This is a genomic window from Pseudoalteromonas luteoviolacea CPMOR-1 (genome assembly GCF_001625685.1).
Lineage (GTDB): Bacteria > Pseudomonadota > Gammaproteobacteria > Enterobacterales > Alteromonadaceae > Pseudoalteromonas > Pseudoalteromonas luteoviolacea_K.
This window is the reverse complement of the sequence record NZ_AUYC01000018.1, coordinates 24174-49261: the sequence shown is the minus strand read 5'-3', so window position 1 is coordinate 49261 and position 25088 is coordinate 24174. Positions and strand designations below refer to the sequence as shown.

The window sequence follows — 25088 nt, the reverse complement described above, 5'->3', positions numbered from 1 at the left end:
ACTCTATTTCAGAGCGTAGTTATGTGTAAAAGATGTTTATGGCTAGATGAGAGCAAACCGGATTATGTTGCTTACCATGATCAAGAATGGGGCGTACCCATCTGGGATGATAACAAACTATTTGAATTTATTACCCTCGAATCAGCACAAGCTGGATTGAGCTGGTATACCATTTTAAAGAAGCGCGAAAATTATAGAGCCGCTTTTAAAGAGTTTGACGTACAGAAAGTCGCAAATATGTCAGATCAAGATGTCGAAGCACTGATGGAAAATAAAGGCATTGTGCGTAATAGAGCCAAAATATTGGCCACCATAAATAATGCGCAACGCTTTATCGAAGTACAAGCGGCCTATGGTAGCTTTGCTAAATATCAGTGGGCATTTGTCAATTTCAATCCCATCGTCAATGATATTAAAGGCAAAGAGGACTACCCCGTCACCAGTGAAATAAGCGAAAAATTTGCCAAAGATTTAAAAAAGAAAGGATTTAAATTTTTAGGGCCCACCACAGTTTACGCGCATATGCAGGCATGTGGGATGGTGAATGATCATGATAACGACTGCCACGCAAAGCAGCCGTTAATCGACCTACTGGCTAGGTTAAACATAGCCGATGAACTAAACAACGTTCGTAGTTAATCTGATCTAATCTCTATTCAGATTATACTTCTTCATTTTTTCGACAAGTGTCGTGCGCCTTACGCCCAGTATTTCCGCGGCCCGTGCTACGACATAATCATATCGCTCCAATGCTTGTGTGATAAGGCTTACCTCTAGCTCTGCCAAATAATCTTTTAATTCGATCCCTTCATCAGGTAGTAACCCAAGCATAGGCTGCTCTGGCGCCATGATGTCCTCTTCCTCTTCAAAATCACTAAAACCTTCACTAAATAAATCATTGAAAGCGTCCCTTTCCATGAGCTCTTCTGGATATTCAGGTTCAAAAGCTTCCACTTCAATATAGCGATACTTCATTGGTAAATCTGTCACATCAACCAATTTGTCTGGAAACATAATCGCCATTCGCTCTACTAGGTTAGCTAACTCACGAATATTGCCTGGCCAAGCATGTGACTTCAGGCTTTCAACCGCTCTATCAGTGAACTTAACGCCTTTATTACCTTGCTCCGTTACCCGACGAAGTAGCTCCTTCAATAATAAAGGAATATCATCAACGCGCTGACTCAAAGACGGATTTTCTATTGGAAAAACATTAAGACGATAAAATAAGTCTTCTCGAAACTTACCTTCTTCAATCATCTCTTCAAGATTGCGGTGTGTCGCCGCAATAACCCGTACATTTGCCTGAATTGGTTTAGTGCCGCCCACTCGCTCGTAGCTACGCTCTTGCAAAACACGCAATAACTTAACTTGCATCTGTAATGGCATATCACCGATTTCATCTAAAAACAAAGTGCCGTTTTGAGCCAGTTCAAAACGCCCTTTTCGAGCAGAAATAGCGCCTGTGAATGCACCTTTTTCATGGCCAAACAGCTCACTCTCAAGGAGCTCTCCAGGTATCGCACCACAGTTTACCGGTACAAACGGGCCATCCGAACGATTTGAAAGCAAATGAACATTGCGAGCCACAACTTCTTTACCAGTTCCAGACTCACCTAAAATCAGAACATTGGCATCAGTTTGTGCAACTTGAGAAATAAGAAAACGAACCTCTTTGACTGCATCCGTATCCCCGACAAGGCCGTCAAATGACTTTGCATCTCGACCTTGCTCTGTTTGACCCGGTAATAAGCTTAAATACTGCTGACAGTCGTGTAACAATTGCATTGTCACATCGTGACTAAATGGTTCAGTGATCAACCCGATCACATTTGCCAGAGACAGCAGAGGCCTTAGCGTTTCTCCGACAAGTATAAATGGCTGCGCAGGCAGGCCTTTTATATGGCGCTCATGATCCAATCCGTCGAGTGCACCTAATACGACTTTACATTCTTGATATTTTTTGACCAACTCAGGGGAAAAGTCAGATTCAGCAACCACGCACGCAGGTTGCCCGCAAAATGACAACGCGGCAGCTAGTCCAGAAGCGCGATTATTGTTGTTATCGATGATCAGTATCATTTGGACTGGATCCGAGAGTATTTATAAGTCTATGAGTATGATTGTAAGGGAGTATCTTAGGGATGCAATACCTAAGTGGCAATTTATTGACGTAAACGCCAAATAAATGCCACGGAGTATGTTTTGAATCAATACAATAGTATTAATTTTTATTGAAGAAGGTTCAGTACAGAAGAAGCAGACTGATTTGCTTGTCCTCTTAAAGCCACACTGGTTTGTGACAAAATATCATTCGCTGTTCTTTGTGCAGCTGCTTGCGCAAAGTCCGTATCAGCGATGCGACTTTGGCTTTCTGCAATTCTGTCACTCTGATTACCCAACCCTCGGATAGTACTATCCAATGTATTTTCAAATGCACCTAACTGAGAGCGTTGCGTATTTACATCTTTTGCGACCTGATCAGCCGCAGTAATGGCAGCTTGTGCGCCCGCCTGTGTCGAAATATCAACACTCAAAATACCAGCCGCTACAGTGCCATCTGTTGGCGTAAAGCTTTGCGTAGTATTAGCATCAGGACCTACCTGAAAACTTGCCTGCTCACCATCAAATAACGGGTCGCCTCCAAACGTCGTATTCTCAAATGTCTCTGTAATTTGAGTTTGCAGCTGAGATACCTCGTCCTGTAATGCCTGTCTGTCGCTATCAGTCAAAGCACCGCTGCCCGCTTGAATTGATAATTCTCTAATACGACTTACCGCATCATTAACACCAGACAATGCCGAATCGGCTGTTTGAGAATAAGAGATGCCATCATACGCATTACGAATAGATTGATTGTAGCCTTCTTGCTGAGACGTTAAACGATTAATAATTTGCAATGCCGCCGCATCGTCAGCTGCCGAGTTTACCTTTTTACCGGTAGCAAGCTGCTGGTTTAATTTATTATTCGTTTGCTCTGTCTTGTTAAAGAGAGAGTTACTCGGTGAATTGATCTGTAACATGACACCTTCCTCCGCAATCCTAGTAACTTCAGTTTACGACTATTAGTGCAAAAAGTCATCTAAAGTCTAAAATTCGCCCGCGCCACCTCGTTAAATACTGCAAAATTTAAAAAAGTGATATAAAGTATTGAGTAATCGATTTTTTTAGGATTCAGGGGCGAATTCTTTACCTAATACTTTTTTCCATAGCGTAAAGAAATCATTGCACCTTTAGACGGGTAAAATATGTTTGATAATAAAACAATCTTGATTACTGGCGGCACAGGATCTTTCGGGAAAAAATACGTTAAGACTCTATTGGAAAGGTATAACCCTAAAAAGATTATAGTTTTTTCTCGCGACGAACTGAAACAGTTCGAAATGCAGCAAACTTTTAACGCGCCGTGCATGCGTTACTTTATCGGTGATGTTCGCGATAGAGATCGACTTCGCAGAGCCATGCAAGGTGTTGATTACGTGATCCATGCAGCCGCACTCAAACAAGTCCCAGCCGCTGAATACAACCCTATGGAGTGCATCAAAACCAACATCAATGGTGCTGAAAATGTTATTGAAGCTGCGCTGGATTGTAATGTAGACAAGGTCATTGCACTATCAACTGACAAAGCCGCTAACCCCATCAACCTATATGGCGCTACAAAACTGGCTTCTGACAAATTATTTGTTGCCGCCAATAATATGTCTGGCGGTCATAAAACCATGTTCTCAGTTGTCAGATATGGTAACGTAGTTTGTTCTCGAGGCTCTGTTGTTCCCGTCTTTCAAAACTTTGTTGATGAGCAGCGAGATCATATTCCAATTACCCATCCAGACATGACTAGATTTTGGATAAGCTTGCAGCAAGGCGTTGATTTTGTATTAAAAAATTTCGAACGTATGCTGGGTGGCGAGATTTTTGTGCCTAAGATCCCTTCCATCAAGATTACCGACTTAGCTACTGCCATGGCACCCAATATCAAGCAGAAAATCATTGGCATACGACCTGGTGAAAAGTTACATGAAGTGATGTGTCCTGAAGACTTATCTTTTGATACGTATGAATTTGATGACCACTTTGTGATTGCACCTGGAATTAAATTCAGCAGTCGAGTCAATGCGTTTGACGTCAATGCACTCAATGAAAAAGGCAAACCGGTTGCACCAGGGTTTGAGTATAATTCACTAACAAATCCTGAATATCTGACGATAGAAGAGATAGCTGAATTTAATAAACAGGCTTTGTTATGATCCCATATGGAAAACAAGCTATCTCCCAGCAAGACATTGATGCAGTCATTGAGGTATTAAATTCACCTTGGTTAACGCAAGGACCAAAGGTGCCGGAATTCGAAACTGCTGTCAGTCAATACTGCCAAGTAAACTTTGCCACAGCGGTAAACAGTGCAACGTCAGCGCTTCACATTGCTTGTCTCGCACTTGGTGTCGGTCATAACGACATTGTGTGGACGTCCCCAAACTCGTTTGTCGCCTCTGCTAACTGCGCCTTATATTGTGGTGCAAAAGTCGACTTTGTCGATATTGACCCTCATACTGGTAACCTATGCGCACAAACACTCGCTGCAAAACTAGCAATCGCACAGCAAAATAACACGCTTCCTAAAGTCGTCATTCCTGTTCACTTTGCAGGGCAATCGTGCGACATGGCAGCCATCCATAAACTTGCAAAGCAATATAATTTTAAAATCATTGAGGATGCCTCTCATGCTGTCGGTGGGCAATATGAAAACAGTCCCGTAGGTAGCTGCCAATATTCTGATATCTGCATTTTTAGTTTTCATCCTGTCAAAATTGTCACTTCAGCAGAAGGTGGTATGGCGTTAACCAATGATCAAGCATTGGATGCTCAATTAAAATTATATCGTAGCCATGGCGTGACAGCAGATCCCGATTTGCTGGAGCATGACCCACACGGCCCTTGGTATTATGAGCAGCAAGCTCTCGGTTTTAATTATCGCATGACAGACCTGCATGCGGCGCTCGGCGCTTCTCAACTTAAGCAATTAGATCAATTTGTAAGTAAACGCAATGCACTTGCCAATCACTATGACGCTCTGTTGGAGGCACATACACATGTTAATCCTCTTATGCAACGTGATGGCATTTATAACGCGTATCACCTGTATGTGGTTCAAATTGCTGACTGTACTGGCGAGTTGCACAAGCACTTAGTCAAAGAATTAAGAGCAAAAGGTATATTTTGCCACGTCCATTACATCCCAATTTATTTGCAACCATATTACTCTCAACAAGGGTTCTCCCAAGGTTACTGTCCGAATGCAGAAGCCTACTACCATAGTGCCATCACTTTACCCTTATTCCCTGAATTATCTCAGCAGGAACAGAAGTATATCGTTACTACGCTAGTCGATGTGCTCGACGTATTGAGCAATGATCAACTATAGGAAAAATTCATGTCAAATCGCTGTTTAAAACTCGCATTTATCGGGGGCGGCGCAAATTCAGCTGTCGGTTATGTACACTTTTCAGCCGCCCAATTAGATAATAGGTTTAAAGTCGTTGCTGGTGCATTTAGTCGCGACAAAAAACACAATCAACTGACTGCACAGCAATGGGGAGTTGCTGATGAACATACCTATGATGACTGGCAAGAAATGCTTCAGCAAGAGCAAAGTCACATTGACGCAGTTGTGGTGCTCACGCCAACCCCCCATCATTTGGAAGTGCTTGAAACCCTTTTTAAACTGAATATCCCAACGATATGCGAAAAATCTTTGGTATGCGGCAGTGATGAAGTACAGCAGCTTGCAAAGCTATACGATGCCAAAAAGCATTTTCTCGCTGTGACATTTAACTACTCAGGCTATGCCATGGTCAGAGAGCTTAAAAACTTAATACAGCACAATAAACTCGGTATTATTCAGAAAATCCATTTAGAAATGCCTCAAGAAGGGTTCAAACGACCACCAGCCATAGCAGGTAAGGCGTCTCCTCCTCAGGCTTGGCGGTTAAAAGACTATGCAGTTCCTACTATTTGCCTTGATTTAGGTGTACATCTACATCACCTTTCTAGCTACTTGCTCGACTTGGAGCCTGAAAAAACCAGCGCTCTATTTGCAACACATTCAGAGTACACCAATTTAGTCGATGACGTGCAAATGCTACTTAAGTACCCCAATAACGTCACCGGTAGCATGTGGATGTCTAAAACAGCCATTGGTCATAGAAATGGCTTAAAAGTGCGCGTTTATGGGACTGAGGGCAGCGCAACTTGGTATCAATTAAATCCAGATGAGCTTGAGTTGAACTACAACGACGGCCGCCGAGAAACCCTCGATAGAGCTGGTCAATGTCAGTACGCGAGTCAATTTAGGTACAATCGAATGAAGCCGGGCCATCCGACAGGGTTCGTCGAAGCATTTGCCAATTTATATACCGACATTCACCACGCGCTTGTTAGCTACTTAGATAAGGTGCCAACTACAAACGAATATGTATTTGGATTTGAGCAAGCTCGTGATGGTCTTGCTCTATTTGAAGCCGCTACACGGTCAAATGAGTCTGGTAGCTGGGAAAACATAACATAAATATATGAGAGTGAAGGCCATACCTTCACTCTTTTATTGATTTTGTAACTTCACGTCATTTCTCAATACTTTACCCATTTGATTTCGTGGCATGTCGGCTAATCTCACCAACTGTCTGGGCTGCTGATAATCGGTCAGTTCCTGCAAACACATTAATCGCAGTGCTTTATCTAATTGCTCATCACCACGCTGCTCATAAACCACTTTGATAATCTCACCCAGCTGAGGCTCTTCAACACCAAATGCAACACATTCAACGATGTCAGGGTGACGTTTTATAACAGATTCAATATCTTGTGGGAAAATATTTATCCCTCCGCTTGAGATCACTTCTTTCTTTCTGCCAACGTAATATAAATATCCCTGTTCATCAATATACCCCAAATCTCCAGTATAAAAATAACCTTGCGTATCATACGCTGCATCAGTCGCATCTGGCATTTTATGATAGCCACTGAAACCGGTGATTGTTTTACAAGCAATTTCGCCAATCTGGCCTGCGTTGAGCACGGTACGCTCAGGAGAGCAAATTTTTATATCTACAAATGGGAGTGGTTTTCCAACACTGCCATTTTTATGTGGCTGTTCTGATACACAAAAATCCGTGACCACACCCACCTCAGATGCGCCATAACATTCATGAAAGGCGCAGTTCAGTTTCTCTAGTAATGCCTTCTTAGAATCTGCATTTAACACCGCTGACGATGACACCAGACAACGCAGTGAATTCAAGTTGAAATCTGGACCTTGATAAGACAGCAAACTCTCCAGCTGCGCAGACACAGCAAACAGGAAGCTAATGCGGTGTGTTTCAATCGCATCTAACCAGCTTTGTAGGACAAACTTCACCATGATCACGGTAGTTGCACCCAACATTAAAGGCATGAGCACGCCCCGCTGAGCTAAGGAATGATAAAGTGGTGTTGCAACCAACACTTTATCACTTTCATCTAAACCATAGTAATTCTGTGTTGCTTCAATGGCCCGTTGCACCTTACAGTGCTGACTCAGAACAATCGGTTTCGGTGCGCCAGTCGAACCAGATGTCATGGTCAGTATAAACGGCGCATGCACGTCAACATCACTTTGCAAGTCTGTCGATACATCAAGATAGGACTGTTCAAATACCTGCTGCCAAGTGACTTCTCCAGCAATGCTTTTTTCAAAACTGATCAACTTACCTTGTTCTACTAAATCTTTCTCAAGTAACACTTTACTAATAGTCGGCCAAGCTAACACAGCAGCGACAGGCGTTTTCTTTAATGCAACTTCTAACGCCGCTCCCTTTAAACTCATTGGTAATGGCACAATCGCCAGTCCCAGTTTGGCCGCAGCCATAAGTACAATGGGATATTCAACACCATTGGGAGCAAACAGCGCAACTCGATGACCTGGTGTTAGTCCCATCTGAACAAAATAAGATGCCAATTGACAAACTTTATCGTCTAACTCTCGGTAACTTAAGCATGAATGTTTGAATATGACCGCTGTTTTATCTGGCATCGATAAGACGTTACGTTTGAAGATTGAATAAATCCCATCCATTTTAGCCTCCACCGGCTGGAAACTTGGCAACATAATTAAACTCTTCCTCTGATGCTTGAGAGAATAGTTGCTGGGTAACAAGATACTCTTCTGAATCCGTTTCTAGCGCAACGAACCCTTCTTTTTGATTCAGTAAGTTGACGAATTTGTTGTCTTTATTAATCACAGCCACCCACACTGCGTCTGGGTGTAAATCATCACAGTAGGCTAATTGCCATTTCAGGATCAATTGTGCATGAACAAAGCTCACTTTATCACTCGCAGCAAACCACCCACCAAATAAGTATTCTTTATTGTTATGACGATACACTTGATGCCATACATAAACCAAAGGGTCGTTATCTTGTTCCAGCACATAAGAATAGCGTTGATTGTTATACCACCATGTATAATGATCGATGCGTTTAATCGTGTCAGTTATCGTCATTCGCCACATATTTTCCTGACGATTACGCGCCGTTAAATAACCATTCATATCACCATCTGTAATAGTTCGAACTTGAAGTGAGCTACTTATCTTTGACACCACTTCAGGCAACACTTTTACAGACCCAGATAATGATAGAGGAGCCACGCACACTCCTTGGGTAATATAATCAGCAATGCGACAAGCACCTTTACCATCGACGTCAATAGGCGGGCTGCTTCTCAGTTGTATTTGCCTATCGCGGTGTTCATACAAGGTGGTAATTAGCCGCGCCACTTTTTCCGCTGGATATGTCAGTAATGCTTCTACATGATGAAAATGCCCAAGCTGCTCTAAGTCTTCTATATTATTTTCTTGATTCGCAGCAAGAGAAAAAGTCAATGCGGGTGTTTGAGTTACAGCCAATTCGTATAAAGAAGTACCTAGCGCCCCCACAAATAAGCCTGTGTTCCTGTAGTATTGCGCCAAGCTCTTTGGCGAGTGTATCAATTCTAATTGTTTAAATTGCTGACTCAATACTTCCAATTCATGTGTATTCGTGGCTTTTGGACCTACAATGGCTATCAGCTTCACTTCTGGTAGTGCCAAACACAACTGCTCAATGATTTTTGCAAATGCACTCCAATCACCGCCGCCACCTAAAGAAAAAGTAATGCTTTGATCGCGTGAAACGACACATTCGCTCAGGTCATATTCGGGCGACAAAATCGCAAACTGCGGACCGAGCATTAAGTCGGTATCGGGTGGTGTTAGGGCATCATATCGACTTTGCGTGACATTACCTGCCCACTTCATATCAACAACCGCATCAGCACAATGTTCACGGACTAAGTCATCGATAGCTAACAGTTTCAGTCCCGCTTGTTTTGCGGCACTTTCCCACTTTAACCCAAAATTATAACCATCTAATACAAACCATTTAATTGGCTGTTCAAGGGTCTTTAAATAATTTAGACAAAACCTTGCGTCATCCTCACAATTGTTGAACGGCGGAACAGTCACACAAATTGCGTTGAGTTCAAATAAAAACGGCTCAACTACCTCGCTTTGGTCGACAAAAAATAGAGTGTGCTCTTGTCTTTTTTCTAGCTCTAACGCTAGCCACTTCATTCTCATCAAGTGACCAAGTCCACATTGTGTATCAACACGAAACGCTATCATGCTTTATCCAAAACCGCAGATACGAGATTACCAACAATGGCATTTTTTTCATCCAACAGCAGCTCTGGAGACACCTCAACAGAAAAATGCGCCTCAATTCCCATGGTAAGGGTTAGGATCTCGAACGAATCCAACGCTCCTTCTGTCACAAAGTTATAGCTCTCGAGCGAAGAAGAAGACAATAGAACTCCTCGCTCCTCCAAAAATTGCTGGATATAGTCAAGTAAAGACTCTCTAGAAGCCATTATTGTAAATCCTCCCAGCTCAATTGTGCTCCACAAGTTAGCGCTTTATTAACACGACGACCAATCAGGTTAGGCAATTCTTTTGGCATAATCTCACCTCCACCGGGCCTCATTTGTCTTAAATGCTCAGCAGTCAGTACTTCGTTCGCTTTGATATCTTTCACAATGTATACACAGCGACGAGCTTTTGACGCCTCACTGGGGTAGTGTACCGTGCCCATGGCTTTTTCAATTTGACGCACTCCATGTACCAACGCCTTAAGCTCATCGGGTGTCATTGAGAAAAAGCTATCTGCGGTATTGTCTGTTTTATCTAATACGAAGTGCTTTTCAATCATACATGCACCAACTGCAACCGACGCTAAAGGTACATCATTTCCAAGCGTATGATCCGACAGCCCAACGGGGCAACCAAACGCATCACGCATATGCGGAATTGTTCGCAAATTTATCGACTCCGCAGGGGCTGGGTACGTACTTGTGCACTTCATTAATGCCAATGCTTCAATACCCGCATCTTCAGCAACTTTAACGGCTTCGGCAATTTCTGTTAGCGTAGCACCGCCTGTAGACATGATCACTGGCTTTTTCGTCGCAGCAACATCCCGTATCAATTGGTGATCAATCAGTTCCGGAGAAGCAATCTTGTATGCAGGTGCATCAAACTGCTGTAATAAGTCGACTGCCGTTTTATCAAATGGAGATGAAAAACAAGTTAGCCCAAGTTTTGCTGACAATTCAAATAACTCAGCATGAAAATCCCAAGGCATGTAGGCGTCTTTGTACAAGTCATGCAAGTATTGCCCCTTCCAAGGACCTGTTGCTTCAAAATGTGGTAACTTGCAATCCATCGTCAGGGTATCAGCGGTATAAGTTTGTAACTTTATCGCATCGGCACCTGCCTCTTTTGCTGCATGTACCAACTCTTTCGCTTTACTCAATGATTGCCCATGATTCGCTGACATTTCAGCGATGATGTAGCATGGAAAATCATGACCAACTTGCTGACCGTTAATTTCAAATGACTTTTTAAACTTCATATTATTCTCGCTCTTCGAGCGTCATTGTTACATTTCACTTAGTTACAGGCTCTTTGGCACAGCATAAAATTGCGTCTCTAAATACCAGTGCCCTTCTTGGCGTAAATAGAAATCATATTTTCCAGGCGCTAAGTCTTCTATTAATAATGGAATTTCCCATAGGTCTTGTGGCCTATGGTACAGAGACAATGCCAATGTTGGTACATTTGTACTGATATACTGCTGCGCTTGAACCAAGGCATCATAATCCGCACCTTCAATATCCATTTTCAAAATATTGCACTGTACCCTATTCATCAGCTCGCCCAGATCAGCCGCTTCTACGGTATGTTCGCTCTCAATTTGCCCGTCAAATACCACTTCTACTGTCGACGCAGAAGCATTTTCTTTTACAACTAAAGCTGCATTTGCTGGCAATCCAACAGCGACTCTTTCAACGTCGATAAAGTCTTCTGGCAATGACATATTTTTCAGTCTAGTCTTCAACTTTTCTACATTGCTCACACATATTTCTACGCCGGTATATTTCTCAATTCTCTCGCCATAGCGGTGATAAAAACCCGCAAACGTATCTCCATCATAAATACCCACGTCTAACACATTTAATTGCGGGTAATCATATAAGCCTTTCACTTGCGGTGGGAAATACATTTCGTATTGCTCGGGCAATGCATAATCTTCTGCACTCGGATTTGAGCGATAACGTACCATTTTATCAAAAAGCTGCTTTGAAGCTGCATCAGCCCATAATGGCGCTAATCGCTCACATTTACTGTCGTCAACTTGACTTGAAGCTGGCGCTTGCATCCATAAAACTCCGCACTCATTTAAGAATCTCAAAGACTCCGGATATGCAGCAAATACATCTAATGTCTCTACAATATTAGTGAAGCCTTTGGCTTCAATGGACTCAGTAACACCCGCAAAGCCTAAAATAGTAACCAATACGGGTAAGTCCGTAGCGAACGCTTGATCTCCAAATACTTCAACAGGTACGCCACAATAACTGTCAAATCTAGGGGCGCGATCCAATATCGCCAAAGGTAAAAGATCGATTTTTTCAAGATAGCGCATCAGTGCTTGTCCATAATGGCTTGCACCATAAACGTAAAAACCACCACTTTTTAATTTCAATTGTAGCTCCTAGTGTATTTAATATTTTATTCAATAGTTTAAGCAAATTTTAGACCGATATGGTCAATACGTTTGTATTAATTTGAAAGGAGGAGACACCGACTTTACTTATAAACACCCACCACTATACTATGAAACCAACGTTTTATCTTCAATAACAAGACATTATGAACAATATTCAGATCATTATCCAAGCACGTATGACATCAACGAGACTTCCAGGTAAAGTAATGATGGAGCTGTGTAACTTGCCTGTACTACAAGTCATGATGGAACGATTACCGCATCTAAAACAGCATGTCATTATCGCCACCACCGATGATGGTACAGAAAAACCCATTACCGATTTATGCGAACAACTGCAAATACCTTATTACCGAGGCAGTACCGAGGATGTGCTTGCAAGGTATTATTATGCAGCGAAAAAATTTGGTGCCACAAAAGATACCACCATTGTAAGGCTGACCAGTGACTGCCCACTTATCGATGAGGCGCTTTGCCAAAAGGTTATAGATAAACACCAAGAAGGACATTTCGACCTCGTCAACTTAGGACCTCATAGTGGTTACCCTAGAGGACTGGACTGCAGCGCTTTTACATTCAAGCTGCTCGAAGATACACATAATCGAGCGACTGATCCAAGCGATCGTGAGCACGTTACTCTCGGCATCTGTAAATTCAACGCTTGCAGCCAATACACCTTCAGTGCAAAAAATGACTACAGCCATTATCGACTTACCCTAGATGAGCCTGATGATTACAAAGCAATTAAGCAAATATACCTAAAAATGGAACATAAATTTAACTTTTCTTATGAATTACTAATAAAAACGCTCAAGAAACACCCCGAACTTGCCGATATAAATAAGCATGTGGAGCAAAAAAGGACGTAACCCACTATGAATTAACGTAAATTTGACTTATAGTTTACACGCAGTTTAGCTCGGGAACATATTGATGATACAGAAAAATATTTTAGTCACAGGTGCAACGGGTTATAAAGGTACAAGGCTTGTCCCTAAACTTCTTGATAAAGGCTATAAAGTCGTTGCACTCGATACACAGTGGTTCGGTAACTTTTTACCACAACATGAAAATCTCACCGTAATAAAGGGGGATGTTAGACATACATCTGACATCAACCTTCAAGGCATAGACAGCATCATCCACCTAGCGTCTATAGCAAATGACCCGTGTGGGGACCTCGACCCAAAGCTGACATGGGAAGTCAGTGCCCTCGCCACCATGCAGCTTGCAGACAAGGCTAAACGCGCAGGCATTAAGCAATTTATTTATGCCTCATCTGGCAGTGTCTACGGCGTCAAAGATGAACTTCAAGTCACGGAAGATTTACCACTAGACCCAATTTCTGAATATAACAAAACAAAAATGGTCGCAGAGCGGGTCTTAATGAGTTACGCCAATGATATGGCAGTACAGATCGTGCGCCCTGCCACTGTGTGTGGTTTGTCTGATCGCATGCGTCTTGACGTTTCGGTCAATATGCTAACTATGCAAGCATTATGTAATGGTTTAATTACCGTGTTTGGTGGCGCGCAAGTGAGACCGAATATACATATCGATGACATCACTGATCTATATGTATTTATGCTGGAAAACCCGACAAAGACCAGCGGCATATTCAACGCCGGTTTTGAAAATATATCCATTATGGATATTGCCAAAATGGTCCAACAAAAGGTCGATTGTAAAATCGAAGTTACGCCATCAAATGATCCCCGTTGCTATCGGATTAACTCTGACAAATTGCTCGCGACGGGCTTCAAGCCTAAAAAAAGTGTCTCTATTGCCATTGATGAAATTGCCTCGGCGTTTCACGCAGGCAAGTTATCCAACCAAGACCGCTACTACAACTTGAAGTGGATGCAACAGGAAGTATTAAAATGAGTTCACACAATGCATTACCAAAATTACCTGATATTTCAATCGTCGACACAATTACGCAAGAGTATGTCAATAATTTGAGTTTGGTATTGCAGCAACTCAATCACCAAGATGTCAAAAGTTTTACTGGCGCTTTGATGTCAATGCGCAAACGTTCTGGCACGTTGTACATCTGCGGCAATGGTGGTTCAGCGGCCAATGCCATTCATTTAGCCAATGACTTTACGTTTGGCATTTGTCCCTCTGGTGATGCATTAAAAGTTGAAGCACTGAGTGCAAATAGCTCAGTCTTAACTTGCTTGGGCAATGATATTGGCTATGAGAATATTTTTAGCCACCAGCTTAAGGTAAAGGCAAGTGAAAAAGATATGTTACTTGTTTTATCTGGCAGTGGTAACTCACCAAATATCATCAATGCGATTGAGCAAGCCCGGCATCTCAACATGATGACCGTGGGCGTATTAGGTTACAGCGGAGGCAAGGCAAAGCCGCGACTAGATTTGCCCTTCCATTTCAATATCGATGACATGCAAGTATCGGAAGATATGCAGGTTATTCTTGGCCATATTTTAATGCAATCACTTCATCAGCTGATATTACAGGAGTCTTAATGCTAACCGTAGTATATGGTATTACATCTTCTACTGACATGTTCATGAAGTCTGAGTTTAATCAAGGCAACAACATATTTGCATGTACTTATGGCAAAGAGGAATATCAAGGTCAATTAGCACATTCACTGGAAGACTTAGCCAAATTAGATCCAACGACAATCTCACGCGTTGTCATTTGCTCTGAATTTGTACAAGACATTTTAAAATCGCTCAAAAGCATTGATATTGATATCAGTAAGTGTTTCTTCTTCAACCACATGCGTGAACAACTCGTCCCTTGTGATAGCTTACTTACACACGCTATCTGCACAAACTCGACGTTGTACGCTATTTACGATCTCGCCTATAACTTGCCGTGCTTTGACGTGATCACCTTTATCATTTTGGCTGAGCAAGAACGTATAAAGCAAAACAAACAATATATTCAATTTATTGTACTTCCCAGTTGGAACGACAGTGATGCAGGTGTGAATGTTTTTCACACCAATGATGATACACAATGGCGTCTAGAGAAAGTCGTTAAGCCCATGTTCTCATGTCTACCTAGCTGTATTTCCGTCGAACAACCTTTGAATCGAAATCAGATAGAAGTTTACAAAGCTTTGAATGTGGCAACCCACCCCGACAACTACTTTAAAAATAACCGACAGCCCGCTGGAGACTTTAAAGTACTGAAGAGTTTAGTCGAGGAAAAAGCCAATTTAAGTGTGCTCGCCCCCCCCAAACAAGCACAACAAATCATTGCAGACTATATCCGTCATTATGCGCAAGGTAAAAAGCTCGTCACACTCACTTTAAGAGAGTACGACGCAAACCCAGAGTACCGTAATAGCAACCTCCCTGACTGGCTTAGATTCGCGCAAACTCTGCAAGATAAAGGGTTCTTTCCACTGATTATTCGTGACACTTATGCAATGGGTCAACCGCTACCAGCGGAGTTTAACCACCTGCCAACTTACCCTGCGGCAGCCATCGATGTGCATTTGCGATTAGCACTGTATCAAAGCGCCTATATCAATATGGGAATAGAAAACGGTCCGCTATATGCAATTAGTTATCTAAAAGGCGCCCGTTCTATTATTTTCCGTAGACAAAGTAATGACATCCCCAACCTGTCAGATCGCACCAATCAAAACTTCTTTTTCAAAGTCGGAGAGAATCACTTTTTCAATGACAACCAGTTTCAAATCAATGCTTGGATGGATGATTCTCTCGAGAACCTTTTGACTCAATTCCAGCAACTTGATGAAAGCATACAATGCAGTGAGAAATAAACTATGAGTAATTCACCTATCCTAGTACTTGGTAGCAATTCCTTCTCTGGCGCCTCATTTTGTTCTCATTTGATAAAGCAGGGATTAGAGGTGCTCGCTATCAGTCGCTCCATCGAGCCCAACGAAGCACTGTTGCCCTACAAGTGGCATGAAAACCAAAATTTAATCACCTATCATCAGCTTGATTTAAACCATCACCTTGATGAAATCATGACATTAATCAAGCAACACAAAGTGCGCTACATATACAATTTTGCTGCCCAAAGTATGGTTGGTCAAAGTTGGCAGTATCCAGAGCACTGGTTTATGACAAATACCGTCTCAACCATTCAGTTTCACAATGCGTTACGACAATATGACGGTCTTGAAAAGTATATTCATATATCAACGCCTGAAGTTTATGGCTCATGTTCTGGGTTGGTGACAGAATCTACCAACTACCACCCAAGTACTCCATATGCGGTCTCTAGAGCAGCTGCTGATATGAGTTTGCACACCTTTAATGATGTTTATGATTTCCCTGTTGTATTTACGCGCGCAGCCAATGTTTTTGGCGAAGGGCAGCAGCTTTATCGGATTATTCCCAAGACAATTTATAGCGCGTTGAATAACGACACCTTCCCGCTTCACGGAGGGGGACACTCAACGCGTTCATTTATCCATATAGATGATGTATCACGCGCTACTCAGTTAATTGGCGAACAAGGTAATACTGGCGATATTTACCACATTTCTACATCTGAAAACATCACTGTCAGAGCCCTTGTTATGCGAATTTGCGAGATGCTTAACACACCTTTCGAGCAAGTATGTGAAGTCAGTGAAGACCGCCTAGGCAAAGATGCGGCATATCTGCTAGACAGCACGAAACTCAAATCTGAGCTGGGCTGGCAAAGACAAGTTTCTCTTGATAACGGGCTAGATAGAACCATTGGCTGGGCTAAAAATAAATTAGATATCCTAAAAACCTTACCCAAAGAATACGTTCACAAACCATAGCGAGTAAAGTGATGGGACGAGAAATAGACTTATTACGCAATTATCCAAAATCTAAACGTGATTTATCAGGCAGACTAGAATCAAAAACCGATGCCGTCCGAGCAATTGCTCGCCAATTTGGCAAAGCATTTTTTGACGGGGATCGAGAACATGGATACGGGGGATTCAATTATCACCCTCGATTTTGGCAACCGGTTGTCCCCGACTTAATGAGTCATTTTGCCCTTCAAGAAAACAGTAGCGTCTTAGACGTAGGGTGCGCCAAAGGCTTCATGTTATATGACTTGCTCAATGCAATGCCGAGTCTCAACATTCGCGGCGTCGATATCTCCGATTACGCGCTAGAACACGCAATCACTGAAGTGAAGCCGTTCGTTACCAAAGCATGTGCTTCTAACCTGCCATTTGAAAACAACAGTTTCGACGCTGTAATTTCAATCAATACGATCCACAACTTGGAAGAAGACGCCTGTGCACAAGCCTTGCAAGAGATTGAACGCATTAGCGCAGGAAATAGCTTTATTACTGTAGATGCTTATCGCAATGATGATGAAAAAAAGAGAATGGAAGCTTGGAATCTAACCGCCAAAACCATGAAGCATGTTGATGAATGGAAAAGCTTCTTTAACAAAGTTGGCTACAGTGGTGATTACTACTGGTTCATACCATAAAAAGAGAGGAATTCAGATATGTTCGAAACTAAAGCGAAAGAAGTACAAAATCAGTCTCAGTTCGACAACTATAATTCACAAGGCGGCGTCACCATGGGCCCCTACACTTCTCACATTTGGCGAACAGATCCAAGACACCTCGGTTTTTTGCTGGCCCGCTATAAATTTGTCGCAAAAATGCTAGAAGGTAAAAAATGGGCCCTTGAGATGGGCTGTGGCGATGCATTTGGCACACCTGTTGTACTGCAAACAGTCGATAAAGTAACGGGGGTCGATTGGGAACCGCTGCTGATGGAAGATAACGCGGTACGACTTGCCGACTACAATTGCGATTTCCAGTGTTTAGATATAACAAAAAAAGCCCCCGAAGGAGAGTTTGACTGCGCATTTTCACTGGACGTCATAGAACATATCCCAACGGAGCGAGAACACCTTTACATGGAGAATATCTGTAAAAATCTTTCTCGAGACGCAATATTTATCGTTGGCTGTCCAAATATTACAGCCAACGAATACGCTTCTGAAGCCAGTAAAATAGGCCATATAAATCTAAAACATCATCATGAATTACGTGCTTTGATGAAACAGCATTTTGATAACGTTTTACTGTTCTCAATGAATGACGAAGTGGTACACACGGGCTACTACCCTATGGCACATTATTTATTTGCAGTCGGTATAGGTAAAAAAGCACATGGCTGATTTGAAGCATATCTATTTTCAAACGCTGAGAATTAGGAAAATAGAAGAAGCCATCGCTGCCAAGTATTCAGAGCAAAAAATGCGCTGCCCAACACACTTATCTATTGGGCAGGAGCTGGTGCCTGTTGCGGTTTCACACTTTCTCACCCATGTCGATAAAGCTTATAGCTCTCACCGTGCCCATGCGCATTACCTTGCCAAAGGTGGCGACCTGGTTAAATTAATAGCCGAGCTATATGGTAAGGTCAGTGGATGCACAGCAGGTCGAGGCGGCTCCATGCACTTAAGTGATTTAGAGTGCGGATTTATCGCCAGTACAGCCATTGTTGGCAATAGCATTCCTCTTGCCACTGGTAACGCATTGCATCAACAGTTAACACGCGCAGAGGGGTTAACTGTCAGCTACTTCGGTGATGGCGCAACAGAGGAAGGTGCCTTTTATGAGTCATTAAATTTTGCTGCGTTAAAATCTTTACCTATTGTTTATGTGTGCGAGAACAATCAATACTCGGTGTACAGCCCACTATCCGTCAGGCAGCCAACTGGTCGCAGCATCTCCAAATTATCCAGTGAAATTGGGCTAAAAAGCTTCTCTGTAGATGGTAATAACCCCACTCAAGCACTGGAAACTTCGCAAGCAGCGATTAACTATGTAAGGCGTCATGGTAAACCGGTGCTTATAGAGTATTTTACTTATCGTCATAGAGAGCATTGCGGCCCACATTTTGATGATGACCTGAATTATCGTAAACAAGAAGAAGTGCAAACATGGCTCGACAATGACCCACTCAACAATCTTGAAAAAGCGCTGGATAAGGACCCTGAATTTGAGGCGTTTCAAAAGCTTGCAATAAGCGACATCAATCAAGAGATTGAGGACGCATTTGCCGCAGCAGAAACAGCCTCTTTTGGGTTAATAGAGAATAATGAGAGGTTTATCTATGGCTGATAAAACGACCAGTTTTGCGCAACAAATTCTTGACGCTCAGTATTTAGCTATGCAGGAAGATCCAACCATGATCTGCATGGGTCTTGGCATTGATGATCCAAAAGCCATTTTTGGTACCACTCAAGGACTACAAGAAACATTTGGAGAGCAACGGGTTTTTGACATGCCAACAGCTGAAAATGCCATGACTGGCATTGGCATTGGCGCTGCGGTAGCTGGCACCCGTGTATTGATGACCCATCAACGTGTAGACTTTTTTTTACTCGCCATGGATCAACTTGTCAATAATGCAGCGAAGTGGCATTACATGTTTAATGGTCAAATGACTGTGCCTTTAACCATTAGGTTAATTGTCGGCCGAGGTTGGGGGCAAGGCCCTACTCATCAGCAGAGCTTACAGTCATGGTTTTCACATATACCTGGGCTTAAAGTGGTCGTGCCAAGCCTAACAGAAAATGTCGGTCAGTTGCTTTACAACGCCATCATGGACAACAACCCAACGATTTTCCTTGAACACAGATGGCTGCACAATCAAATTGCCCCTAATGCAACCGCTTGCCAGCCCCTCAGCGAAGCGCCACAATACACAAGAGTGCTGCGAACGGGAAATGATTACACAATTATCAGCAATAGCTATATGCTGTCTGAAGCGCTTCAAGCACAAAAATATTTACAACAACACAATGTGCACTGTGAAGTCATTGAAATTGCCTCACCAACGAGCATTGACTGGCACATCATTTATCAATCAGTCAGTAAAACAAAGCGATGTATAGTCACGGATATGGGTCACACCTTCTGCTCTTTAGCCAGTGAGATTGCCAATAAGGTGTATAGTCATTGCTATAATGCATTGCTTTCACCTGTATCCATCATTGGACTGCCAAATTACCCAGAGCCAACAAGCTATGGTTTAACCAAAGAATATTACCCAGATGTTAATACAATTATTAAAACAGTCTCAAACAACTGCGGTATAGAAATTGCACAATTAAAATCACGTCAACACCACGATGTTCCTGGAGAATGGTTTAAAGGGCCCTTTTAGTTATGGATTTAAAAATTACAAATAAACTCGCGTTAGTGACAGGTAGCAGCAGAGGGTTAGGTGAGTCCATTGCGGAGTCCCTGGCAAAAGAAGGCGTTAATGTCATTTGGGCTGCTCGAGATCTCGAACAACTCAAGGTGAATGCGGCGCGCTGTGAGCAACAATACAACAACAAAAATATTGTCATTGAAGCAAATCTCAAAGATAGCACAGGTGCTGCACAATTAGCCGAAGAATTAAAAGCCCAAAACCTCATACCGGATATTATCGTTAACAATGTCGGCGGTAACTTAGGGGTCACGGATCCACTCTCAAAAGTGACAGCGTGGAAAGACGTGTTCGATTTTAATTTATTCAATGCAATCGAATTAAACAACCACTTCATTGACAGCATGGTTAATAAAAAGTGGGGCCGAATTTGCCATGTCTCCTCTATCGCTTCTCTTGAGAATCAAGGTGCCCCCCAATACTGTGCAGCCAAAGCCGCACTCAATGCATATGTTCGCAGCGTAGGAAGATATGTCTCTGAACACAATGTCATTATGACGGGGATTTTACCTGGGGCTGTGTTTACTGAAGGTGGATACTGGGACGAAACCAGCAAAACACGTCCAGAACACGTAGAGAGATATCTCAATGAAAGAATGGCCATTAAGCGATTTGGCACCAGAGAAGAAGTCAGCGAATTAGTCGCATTTTTAGTGTCAGATAAAGCATCGTTTTGTGTCGGTACTTCATTGCTAGTTGATGGTGGTCAAGGCCGCGTCTTTTATGAGGGCTAATGTATGAATCAAGATCTGAGAAAACGTATAGCAGAGATCATTTATCAAGCAAAAGAAGGGCATATACCAAGCTCCTATTCAATTGTTGATATCATCAATCACCTATACACATCGGTGCTGTCTTATGACAGCAACAATCCAACTTGGGAAAAAAGAGATTATTTCATTCTCTCCAAAGGTCATGGGTGTGCGGCCTTGTGGGTAGTACTTGAAAAACTCAACTTGCTGCCTGAACGAGCGCTTGAACAATACTCCCAATTTGGCGGGATCTTAGGCGGTCACCCAGACAGAACTAAAGTTCCCTTTGTTGAGGCATCAACGGGCTCATTGGGACATGGTATGCCCATGGCAGTAGGCTGTGCGCTTGCGCATAAAATAACAGGTAATGACAACAAGGTGTTCTGTTTGGTAGGTGATGGTGAGTGCCACGAAGGGACTATTTGGGAAAGCGCCCATGTTGCGACCAACCGCAACCTCAACAACCTCACTGTCATTGTTGATTGGAACCAATCAGCCGCGCAGTTATGCCCAACCGATGATCTCCCTGCAAAATGGCGAAGCTTTGGTTGGCATACTGTGGTTTTTGATGGTCACAACCAAGCTCAAATCGAAGCGGCATTTAACGAAAATGATGCTCAAGCCCCCACTGTTTTAATTGCAAAAAATGTCAAAGGTAAAGGTGTAAGCATGACTGAAGGTCACGGCCCTTGGCACCATAAAATCCCATCAAAAGAAGAGCTAGAACATATTTTGGAGGCATTGTCATGAGTAATCTAAGACAAGCATTCGCCGATAAGATGCTTTCTGTCGGTGCCGATGATCCCCGTTTAGTGGTGATGGTGGGAGATATTAGTCATGGTATTTTAAAACCTTTCGCTGCCGAATATCCACAGAGGTATTATAACGTGGGTATTTGTGAACCAACCATTGTTGGTATGGCAGCAGGCATTGCAAGTACAGGCCTTGTTCCTGTCGCCCATACTATCGCACCGTTTCTCATTGAACGTTCTTTCGAACAAATAAAACTCGACTTTGCATATCAACAATTAGCGGGTAACTTTATTACCGTTGGTGGTGCTTTTGACTATGCTCAACTAGGATGTAGCCATCATTGCTACAACGATATCGCGTTAATGTGTCAATTGGACAACACGGTGGTCACAAGCCCTGCCAGTGACTATGAATTTTCTGAACTGTTTTCGCAATGTTACGACCAAGGTACGATTAACTATTTTAAGCTCACTGAAAACCCACACAGCATCGACTTTACTGGGCAGGTAGAGCTTGGCAAAGCCATTGTTGTTGAGCAAGGCAACGATCTCACCTTACTTGCTGTCGGCCCCCAGTTAAAGCAGGCCCTGTTAGCATATGAAAACCTCACAGCTCAGGGACATAGTATCGAATTAATCTACATTCACACAATTAAACCTTTTGATGCACCAACTGTTATCAACAGCATTGCCAAAACAAAAGCTGTCATTGTATGTGAAGAGCTGTCGGAACATGGCGGTGTATATGATGTTGTCATGCGCCACTGGGCTAGTCGTGACAAAGCGCAATTTAAGCAGTTAGCCATTAAAGAAATGATCCATGATTACGGAACTTATGAGCAATTGTGCCAAGTTGCAGGTTTAACCGATAAGCACATCAGCGATCACGCAATCACCATGCTTGAGAATAAAAAGGCGTAGTTATGTCATATGAGCACGACTTTAAAAAATATCGCAATATTAATTATGACACACGGCAATCGTGCTCTGTATGTGGCTTTAAAAACACCGTGCCAGTGCTGGAATTGCCAGCACTGCCACTGACCGAAGTCTTTATTAATCAACCAGGTATTCCATCTCTTGGAGAAACGGATCAATCACTGCATTGTTGCCCAAAATGTGGCCATGCCCAATTACAAAATGTGCTCGACCAGTCATTACTTTACTCTAGTAAAACAGGCTATGAATTTAGAAGTTCTCAAAGCTATACAGGAAGAAAAACCGCAGAGTTCTTCAAGCAGTTTTTAACCTCGCTGAACTTTAAAGAACACTATAACTGTGCTTTAGAAGTCGGTTGTAATGATGCCTATTTACTCAAAGAGTTGAAGCCAATAGCAAAAGAGTTGATTGGTATCGACCCTATATTAAAAGGACATGAAACTGACATTAACGATGAGCAAGTCACGGTGTACGGAGAGTTTTTTGAAAGTTGTAACGTCAGCCAATCGCCCGATTTAGTCATTTGTAAAGATGTCATTGAACACGTCACTGATCCCAAAGCACTTATTCAAGAGCTTGTCAGCGTTGCAAAAAGCAATGCTCTGTTTTTAATCCAAGTGCCTATCTGGGACAAACTTGTCGAGAATTATAACTTCGATCATGTTTTCCATCAGCACTTGAACTACTTCAGTTTGGCTTCGTTTACTACCCTTTTAGAATCACTTGGGTGCTCACTCATTGACTGGACCGTCAATGAGCAACACTGGAATAGCGCGATTTTCGCATTTACAAACCAAACAACGACAACCACAGGCCAAGTCCAAACCGTCGACATCGAGTCTGTCAGTGCCAGTATCAAAGTGTTTCAACACCAAATGCAAGCTTGTGAGTTGGCATTAGAAACCGCCGCGCGTCAATTCCCTGTTTATGGTTACGGTGCCGCACTGATGTTGCCTGTGATCAAGTATCACTTTCCCAATCAACTTAGTGTTATTAGCCAAATCTTTGATGATAACCCAAACAGAAATGGTCAATATTATTTAAATTCAACAACACCAATTGTATCTACCGAGTGCGCTGAGGGTCTTCATGATGCAGCCGTTATGCTCACAGCATTTTCTTCTCGCTTAAATGCAAAAAGAATGCTGGCAAGACTAAGTAATGAAATTCAGCCAAAGCAAATTTACTACCCGTTTTCTTTATTAAGCGGAACGATATAGGGGTGCAACACTATGTCTGCTTTCCACAACAAACACGAGCTCATCACCAATAAAATTTTCAGCGGCGAATTGATAATGCCTCACAGGTATGTCTTTGTGCTCACCAATCTCTGCAATCTTGACTGCAGTTTTTGCTTTCAGGACAGAGATCGACGCGACGATGCAATGACCACTGATGACTGGCTTAAAGTCGTTGAGCAACTGCCCGAGTATGCACGTGTCACTTTTACTGGTGGTGAGCCCTTAGCATTTAAAGATTTTGAAGTCATAGTTAACGCAGTCGCAAAAAAGCATGACTGTAATATGATCACCAATGGGCTCTTACTCTCTGAAAAGAAAATAGACTTTATATTGAGTAAGAAAAACTTCAAAGTATTGTCTATCTCAATTGATGATATCGGCAACTTAAATCGAGACGTAAAACCACGCCAATGGGAGAAGTTAGTAAGCCAAATAAACTACTTTCACAAGCGTAAAGCCGAATTGAATAGCGACTGTGTGTTAGACATTAAAACCGTTGTGTTAGACAAAAATGCAAAAGACTTACTCGCGATACATAGGTACAGTGTTGAAACATTAGGTGCGAATACCCACGCTTTCCAATTCCTTAAGGGAAGTCACTTACAGCATTCTGATAAAATGCATGACATGGTGGAGATGTATGCAACCTCTCATGCACCTACCTACGAGCACTTCGATGTGATCTTAGAGCAATTGGAGTTAGTTAGACAATATAATCAACACAGCCAGTGTAATGCCTTTGTCCACCCCAAAATTTGTGATTTGAGCTCAGCCGACCCCATACCCAAAGTGTCTTATATCAACAGTGAGCGATTCCGTCCCAAAGACTTTCAACCGTGCAAGTTTCCTTGGTCTAGTGTCCACATCAACGTTGATGGCAATTTATTCCCTTGCATCGCCGTCAGTATGGGCAATGTAAAAAATACAGCATTAGAAGATATTGTTACAGGGGAGCTTTTCACTGAATTTAAAGATGCTTTATCAAAACATCTTGTGGAGGGCTGTAATCGCTGTGGCTGGATAAGACCTAACCCTAAATTGAATATCATTGATTCTATTACTTTAAAGTAGGTA

The 25088-nt window shown here is 42.5% G+C and carries 25 protein-coding genes; 18 read left to right on the top strand and 7 right to left on the bottom strand.

Annotated features, from left to right (window positions below; genetic code table 11):
* Positions 1–21 precede the first annotated feature (21 nt).
* Complete coding sequence (locus N473_RS06300; RefSeq protein WP_063367178.1) at positions 22–639, top strand: DNA-3-methyladenine glycosylase I; 618 nt, start codon at positions 22–24, stop codon at positions 637–639.
* A gap of 6 nt (positions 640–645) precedes the next feature.
* Here N473_RS06300 and N473_RS06295 read toward each other — a convergent pair whose 3' ends face one another.
* Both N473_RS06295 and N473_RS06290 read right to left on the bottom strand, forming a co-directional pair.
* Positions 646–2082, bottom strand: coding sequence for a sigma-54 dependent transcriptional regulator (locus tag N473_RS06295; RefSeq protein WP_063367177.1), 1437 nt, complete (start codon positions 2080–2082; stop codon positions 646–648).
* Positions 2083–2231: 149 nt separating this feature from the next.
* The gene (locus tag N473_RS06290) at positions 2232–3023 is read right to left on the bottom strand and encodes a flagellin (protein ID WP_039609465.1); all 792 of its coding nucleotides are present in this window, start codon (positions 3021–3023) and stop codon (positions 2232–2234) included.
* A gap of 225 nt (positions 3024–3248) precedes the next feature.
* Here N473_RS06290 and pseB point away from each other — a divergent pair, with 225 nt between their 5' ends.
* The 3 genes from pseB to N473_RS06275 are packed head-to-tail and all read left to right on the top strand — an operon-like array spanning position 3249 to position 6568.
* Positions 3249–4250 carry a UDP-N-acetylglucosamine 4,6-dehydratase (inverting) gene (gene pseB, locus N473_RS06285; protein ID WP_039609466.1) on the top strand — a complete coding sequence of 334 codons (1002 nt, stop codon included), beginning with the start codon at positions 3249–3251 and terminating at the stop codon, positions 4248–4250.
* Complete coding sequence (gene pseC, locus N473_RS06280; protein WP_063367176.1) at positions 4247–5425, top strand: UDP-4-amino-4,6-dideoxy-N-acetyl-beta-L-altrosamine transaminase; 1179 nt, start codon at positions 4247–4249, stop codon at positions 5423–5425. Before pseB ends, pseC begins: the two co-directional genes overlap by 4 nt.
* Positions 5426–5434: 9 nt before the next feature.
* The gene (locus N473_RS06275) at positions 5435–6568 is read left to right on the top strand and encodes a Gfo/Idh/MocA family protein (RefSeq protein ID WP_063367175.1); all 1134 of its coding nucleotides are present in this window, start codon (positions 5435–5437) and stop codon (positions 6566–6568) included.
* A gap of 33 nt (positions 6569–6601) precedes the next feature.
* Here N473_RS06275 and N473_RS06270 read toward each other — a convergent pair whose 3' ends face one another.
* From N473_RS06270 to N473_RS06250, 5 genes are all read right to left on the bottom strand, one after another.
* Entirely contained in the window at positions 6602–8146 is a 1545-nt protein-coding gene (locus tag N473_RS06270; protein ID WP_231099531.1) for a class I adenylate-forming enzyme family protein, read from the bottom strand.
* Positions 8115–9701: a hypothetical protein gene (locus N473_RS06265; protein WP_063367173.1), complete on the bottom strand. Its 1587-nt coding sequence runs from the start codon at positions 9699–9701 to the stop codon at positions 8115–8117. The genes N473_RS06270 and N473_RS06265 overlap by 32 nt, the downstream gene beginning before the upstream one ends.
* Entirely contained in the window at positions 9698–9883 is a 186-nt protein-coding gene (locus N473_RS06260; protein ID WP_231099530.1) for a hypothetical protein, read from the bottom strand. Before N473_RS06260 ends, N473_RS06265 begins: the two co-directional genes overlap by 4 nt.
* A gap of 62 nt (positions 9884–9945) precedes the next feature.
* Positions 9946–10986: a pseudaminic acid synthase gene (gene pseI / locus N473_RS06255; RefSeq protein ID WP_063367171.1), complete on the bottom strand. Its 1041-nt coding sequence runs from the start codon at positions 10984–10986 to the stop codon at positions 9946–9948.
* Positions 10987–11028: 42 nt separating this feature from the next.
* Positions 11029–12120, bottom strand: coding sequence for an FkbM family methyltransferase (locus N473_RS06250; protein ID WP_063367170.1), 1092 nt, complete (start codon positions 12118–12120; stop codon positions 11029–11031).
* Positions 12121–12287: 167 nt separating this feature from the next.
* On the opposite strand from N473_RS06250, the gene N473_RS06245 reads away from it, so the two are divergent.
* The 14 genes from N473_RS06245 (at position 12288) to N473_RS06180 (ending at position 25085) form a co-directional block, all read left to right on the top strand.
* On the top strand, positions 12288–13013 hold the full coding sequence (locus N473_RS06245; RefSeq protein ID WP_063367169.1) for a cytidylyltransferase domain-containing protein: 726 nt from the start codon (positions 12288–12290) through the stop codon (positions 13011–13013).
* 64 nt (positions 13014–13077) lie between these two features.
* A complete protein-coding gene (locus N473_RS06240; RefSeq protein ID WP_063367168.1) occupies positions 13078–14028 on the top strand; it encodes an NAD-dependent epimerase/dehydratase family protein in 951 nt (316 codons plus the stop codon).
* Positions 14025–14636: an SIS domain-containing protein gene (locus N473_RS06235; RefSeq protein WP_063367167.1), complete on the top strand. Its 612-nt coding sequence runs from the start codon at positions 14025–14027 to the stop codon at positions 14634–14636. Before N473_RS06240 ends, N473_RS06235 begins: the two co-directional genes overlap by 4 nt.
* Positions 14636–15913: a hypothetical protein gene (locus N473_RS06230; RefSeq protein WP_063367166.1), complete on the top strand. Its 1278-nt coding sequence runs from the start codon at positions 14636–14638 to the stop codon at positions 15911–15913. Before N473_RS06235 ends, N473_RS06230 begins: the two co-directional genes overlap by 1 nt.
* Positions 15914–15916: 3 nt before the next feature.
* A complete protein-coding gene (locus tag N473_RS06225) occupies positions 15917–16912 on the top strand; it encodes a GDP-mannose 4,6-dehydratase (protein WP_063367165.1) in 996 nt (331 codons plus the stop codon).
* An 11-nt stretch (positions 16913–16923) separates the two neighbouring features.
* On the top strand, positions 16924–17583 hold the full coding sequence (locus N473_RS06220; protein ID WP_063367164.1) for a class I SAM-dependent methyltransferase: 660 nt from the start codon (positions 16924–16926) through the stop codon (positions 17581–17583).
* 18 nt (positions 17584–17601) lie between these two features.
* Complete coding sequence (locus N473_RS06215) at positions 17602–18285, top strand: class I SAM-dependent methyltransferase (protein WP_039609480.1); 684 nt, start codon at positions 17602–17604, stop codon at positions 18283–18285.
* Positions 18278–19234, top strand: coding sequence for a thiamine pyrophosphate-dependent dehydrogenase E1 component subunit alpha (locus N473_RS06210; protein WP_063367163.1), 957 nt, complete (start codon positions 18278–18280; stop codon positions 19232–19234). The genes N473_RS06215 and N473_RS06210 overlap by 8 nt, the downstream gene beginning before the upstream one ends.
* On the top strand, positions 19227–20282 hold the full coding sequence (locus N473_RS06205; RefSeq protein WP_063367162.1) for an alpha-ketoacid dehydrogenase subunit beta: 1056 nt from the start codon (positions 19227–19229) through the stop codon (positions 20280–20282). The genes N473_RS06210 and N473_RS06205 overlap by 8 nt, the downstream gene beginning before the upstream one ends.
* A gap of 2 nt (positions 20283–20284) precedes the next feature.
* Positions 20285–21064 carry an SDR family NAD(P)-dependent oxidoreductase gene (locus tag N473_RS06200; RefSeq protein ID WP_063367161.1) on the top strand — a complete coding sequence of 260 codons (780 nt, stop codon included), beginning with the start codon at positions 20285–20287 and terminating at the stop codon, positions 21062–21064.
* A gap of 3 nt (positions 21065–21067) precedes the next feature.
* Complete coding sequence (locus N473_RS06195; protein WP_063367160.1) at positions 21068–21832, top strand: transketolase; 765 nt, start codon at positions 21068–21070, stop codon at positions 21830–21832.
* Complete coding sequence (locus N473_RS06190) at positions 21829–22755, top strand: transketolase family protein (RefSeq protein ID WP_063367159.1); 927 nt, start codon at positions 21829–21831, stop codon at positions 22753–22755. The genes N473_RS06195 and N473_RS06190 overlap by 4 nt, the downstream gene beginning before the upstream one ends.
* A gap of 2 nt (positions 22756–22757) precedes the next feature.
* On the top strand, positions 22758–23993 hold the full coding sequence (locus N473_RS06185; protein WP_063367158.1) for a class I SAM-dependent methyltransferase: 1236 nt from the start codon (positions 22758–22760) through the stop codon (positions 23991–23993).
* A 12-nt stretch (positions 23994–24005) separates the two neighbouring features.
* Entirely contained in the window at positions 24006–25085 is a 1080-nt protein-coding gene (locus N473_RS06180; RefSeq protein ID WP_063367157.1) for a radical SAM protein, read from the top strand.
* Positions 25086–25088: the final 3 nt, after the last annotated feature.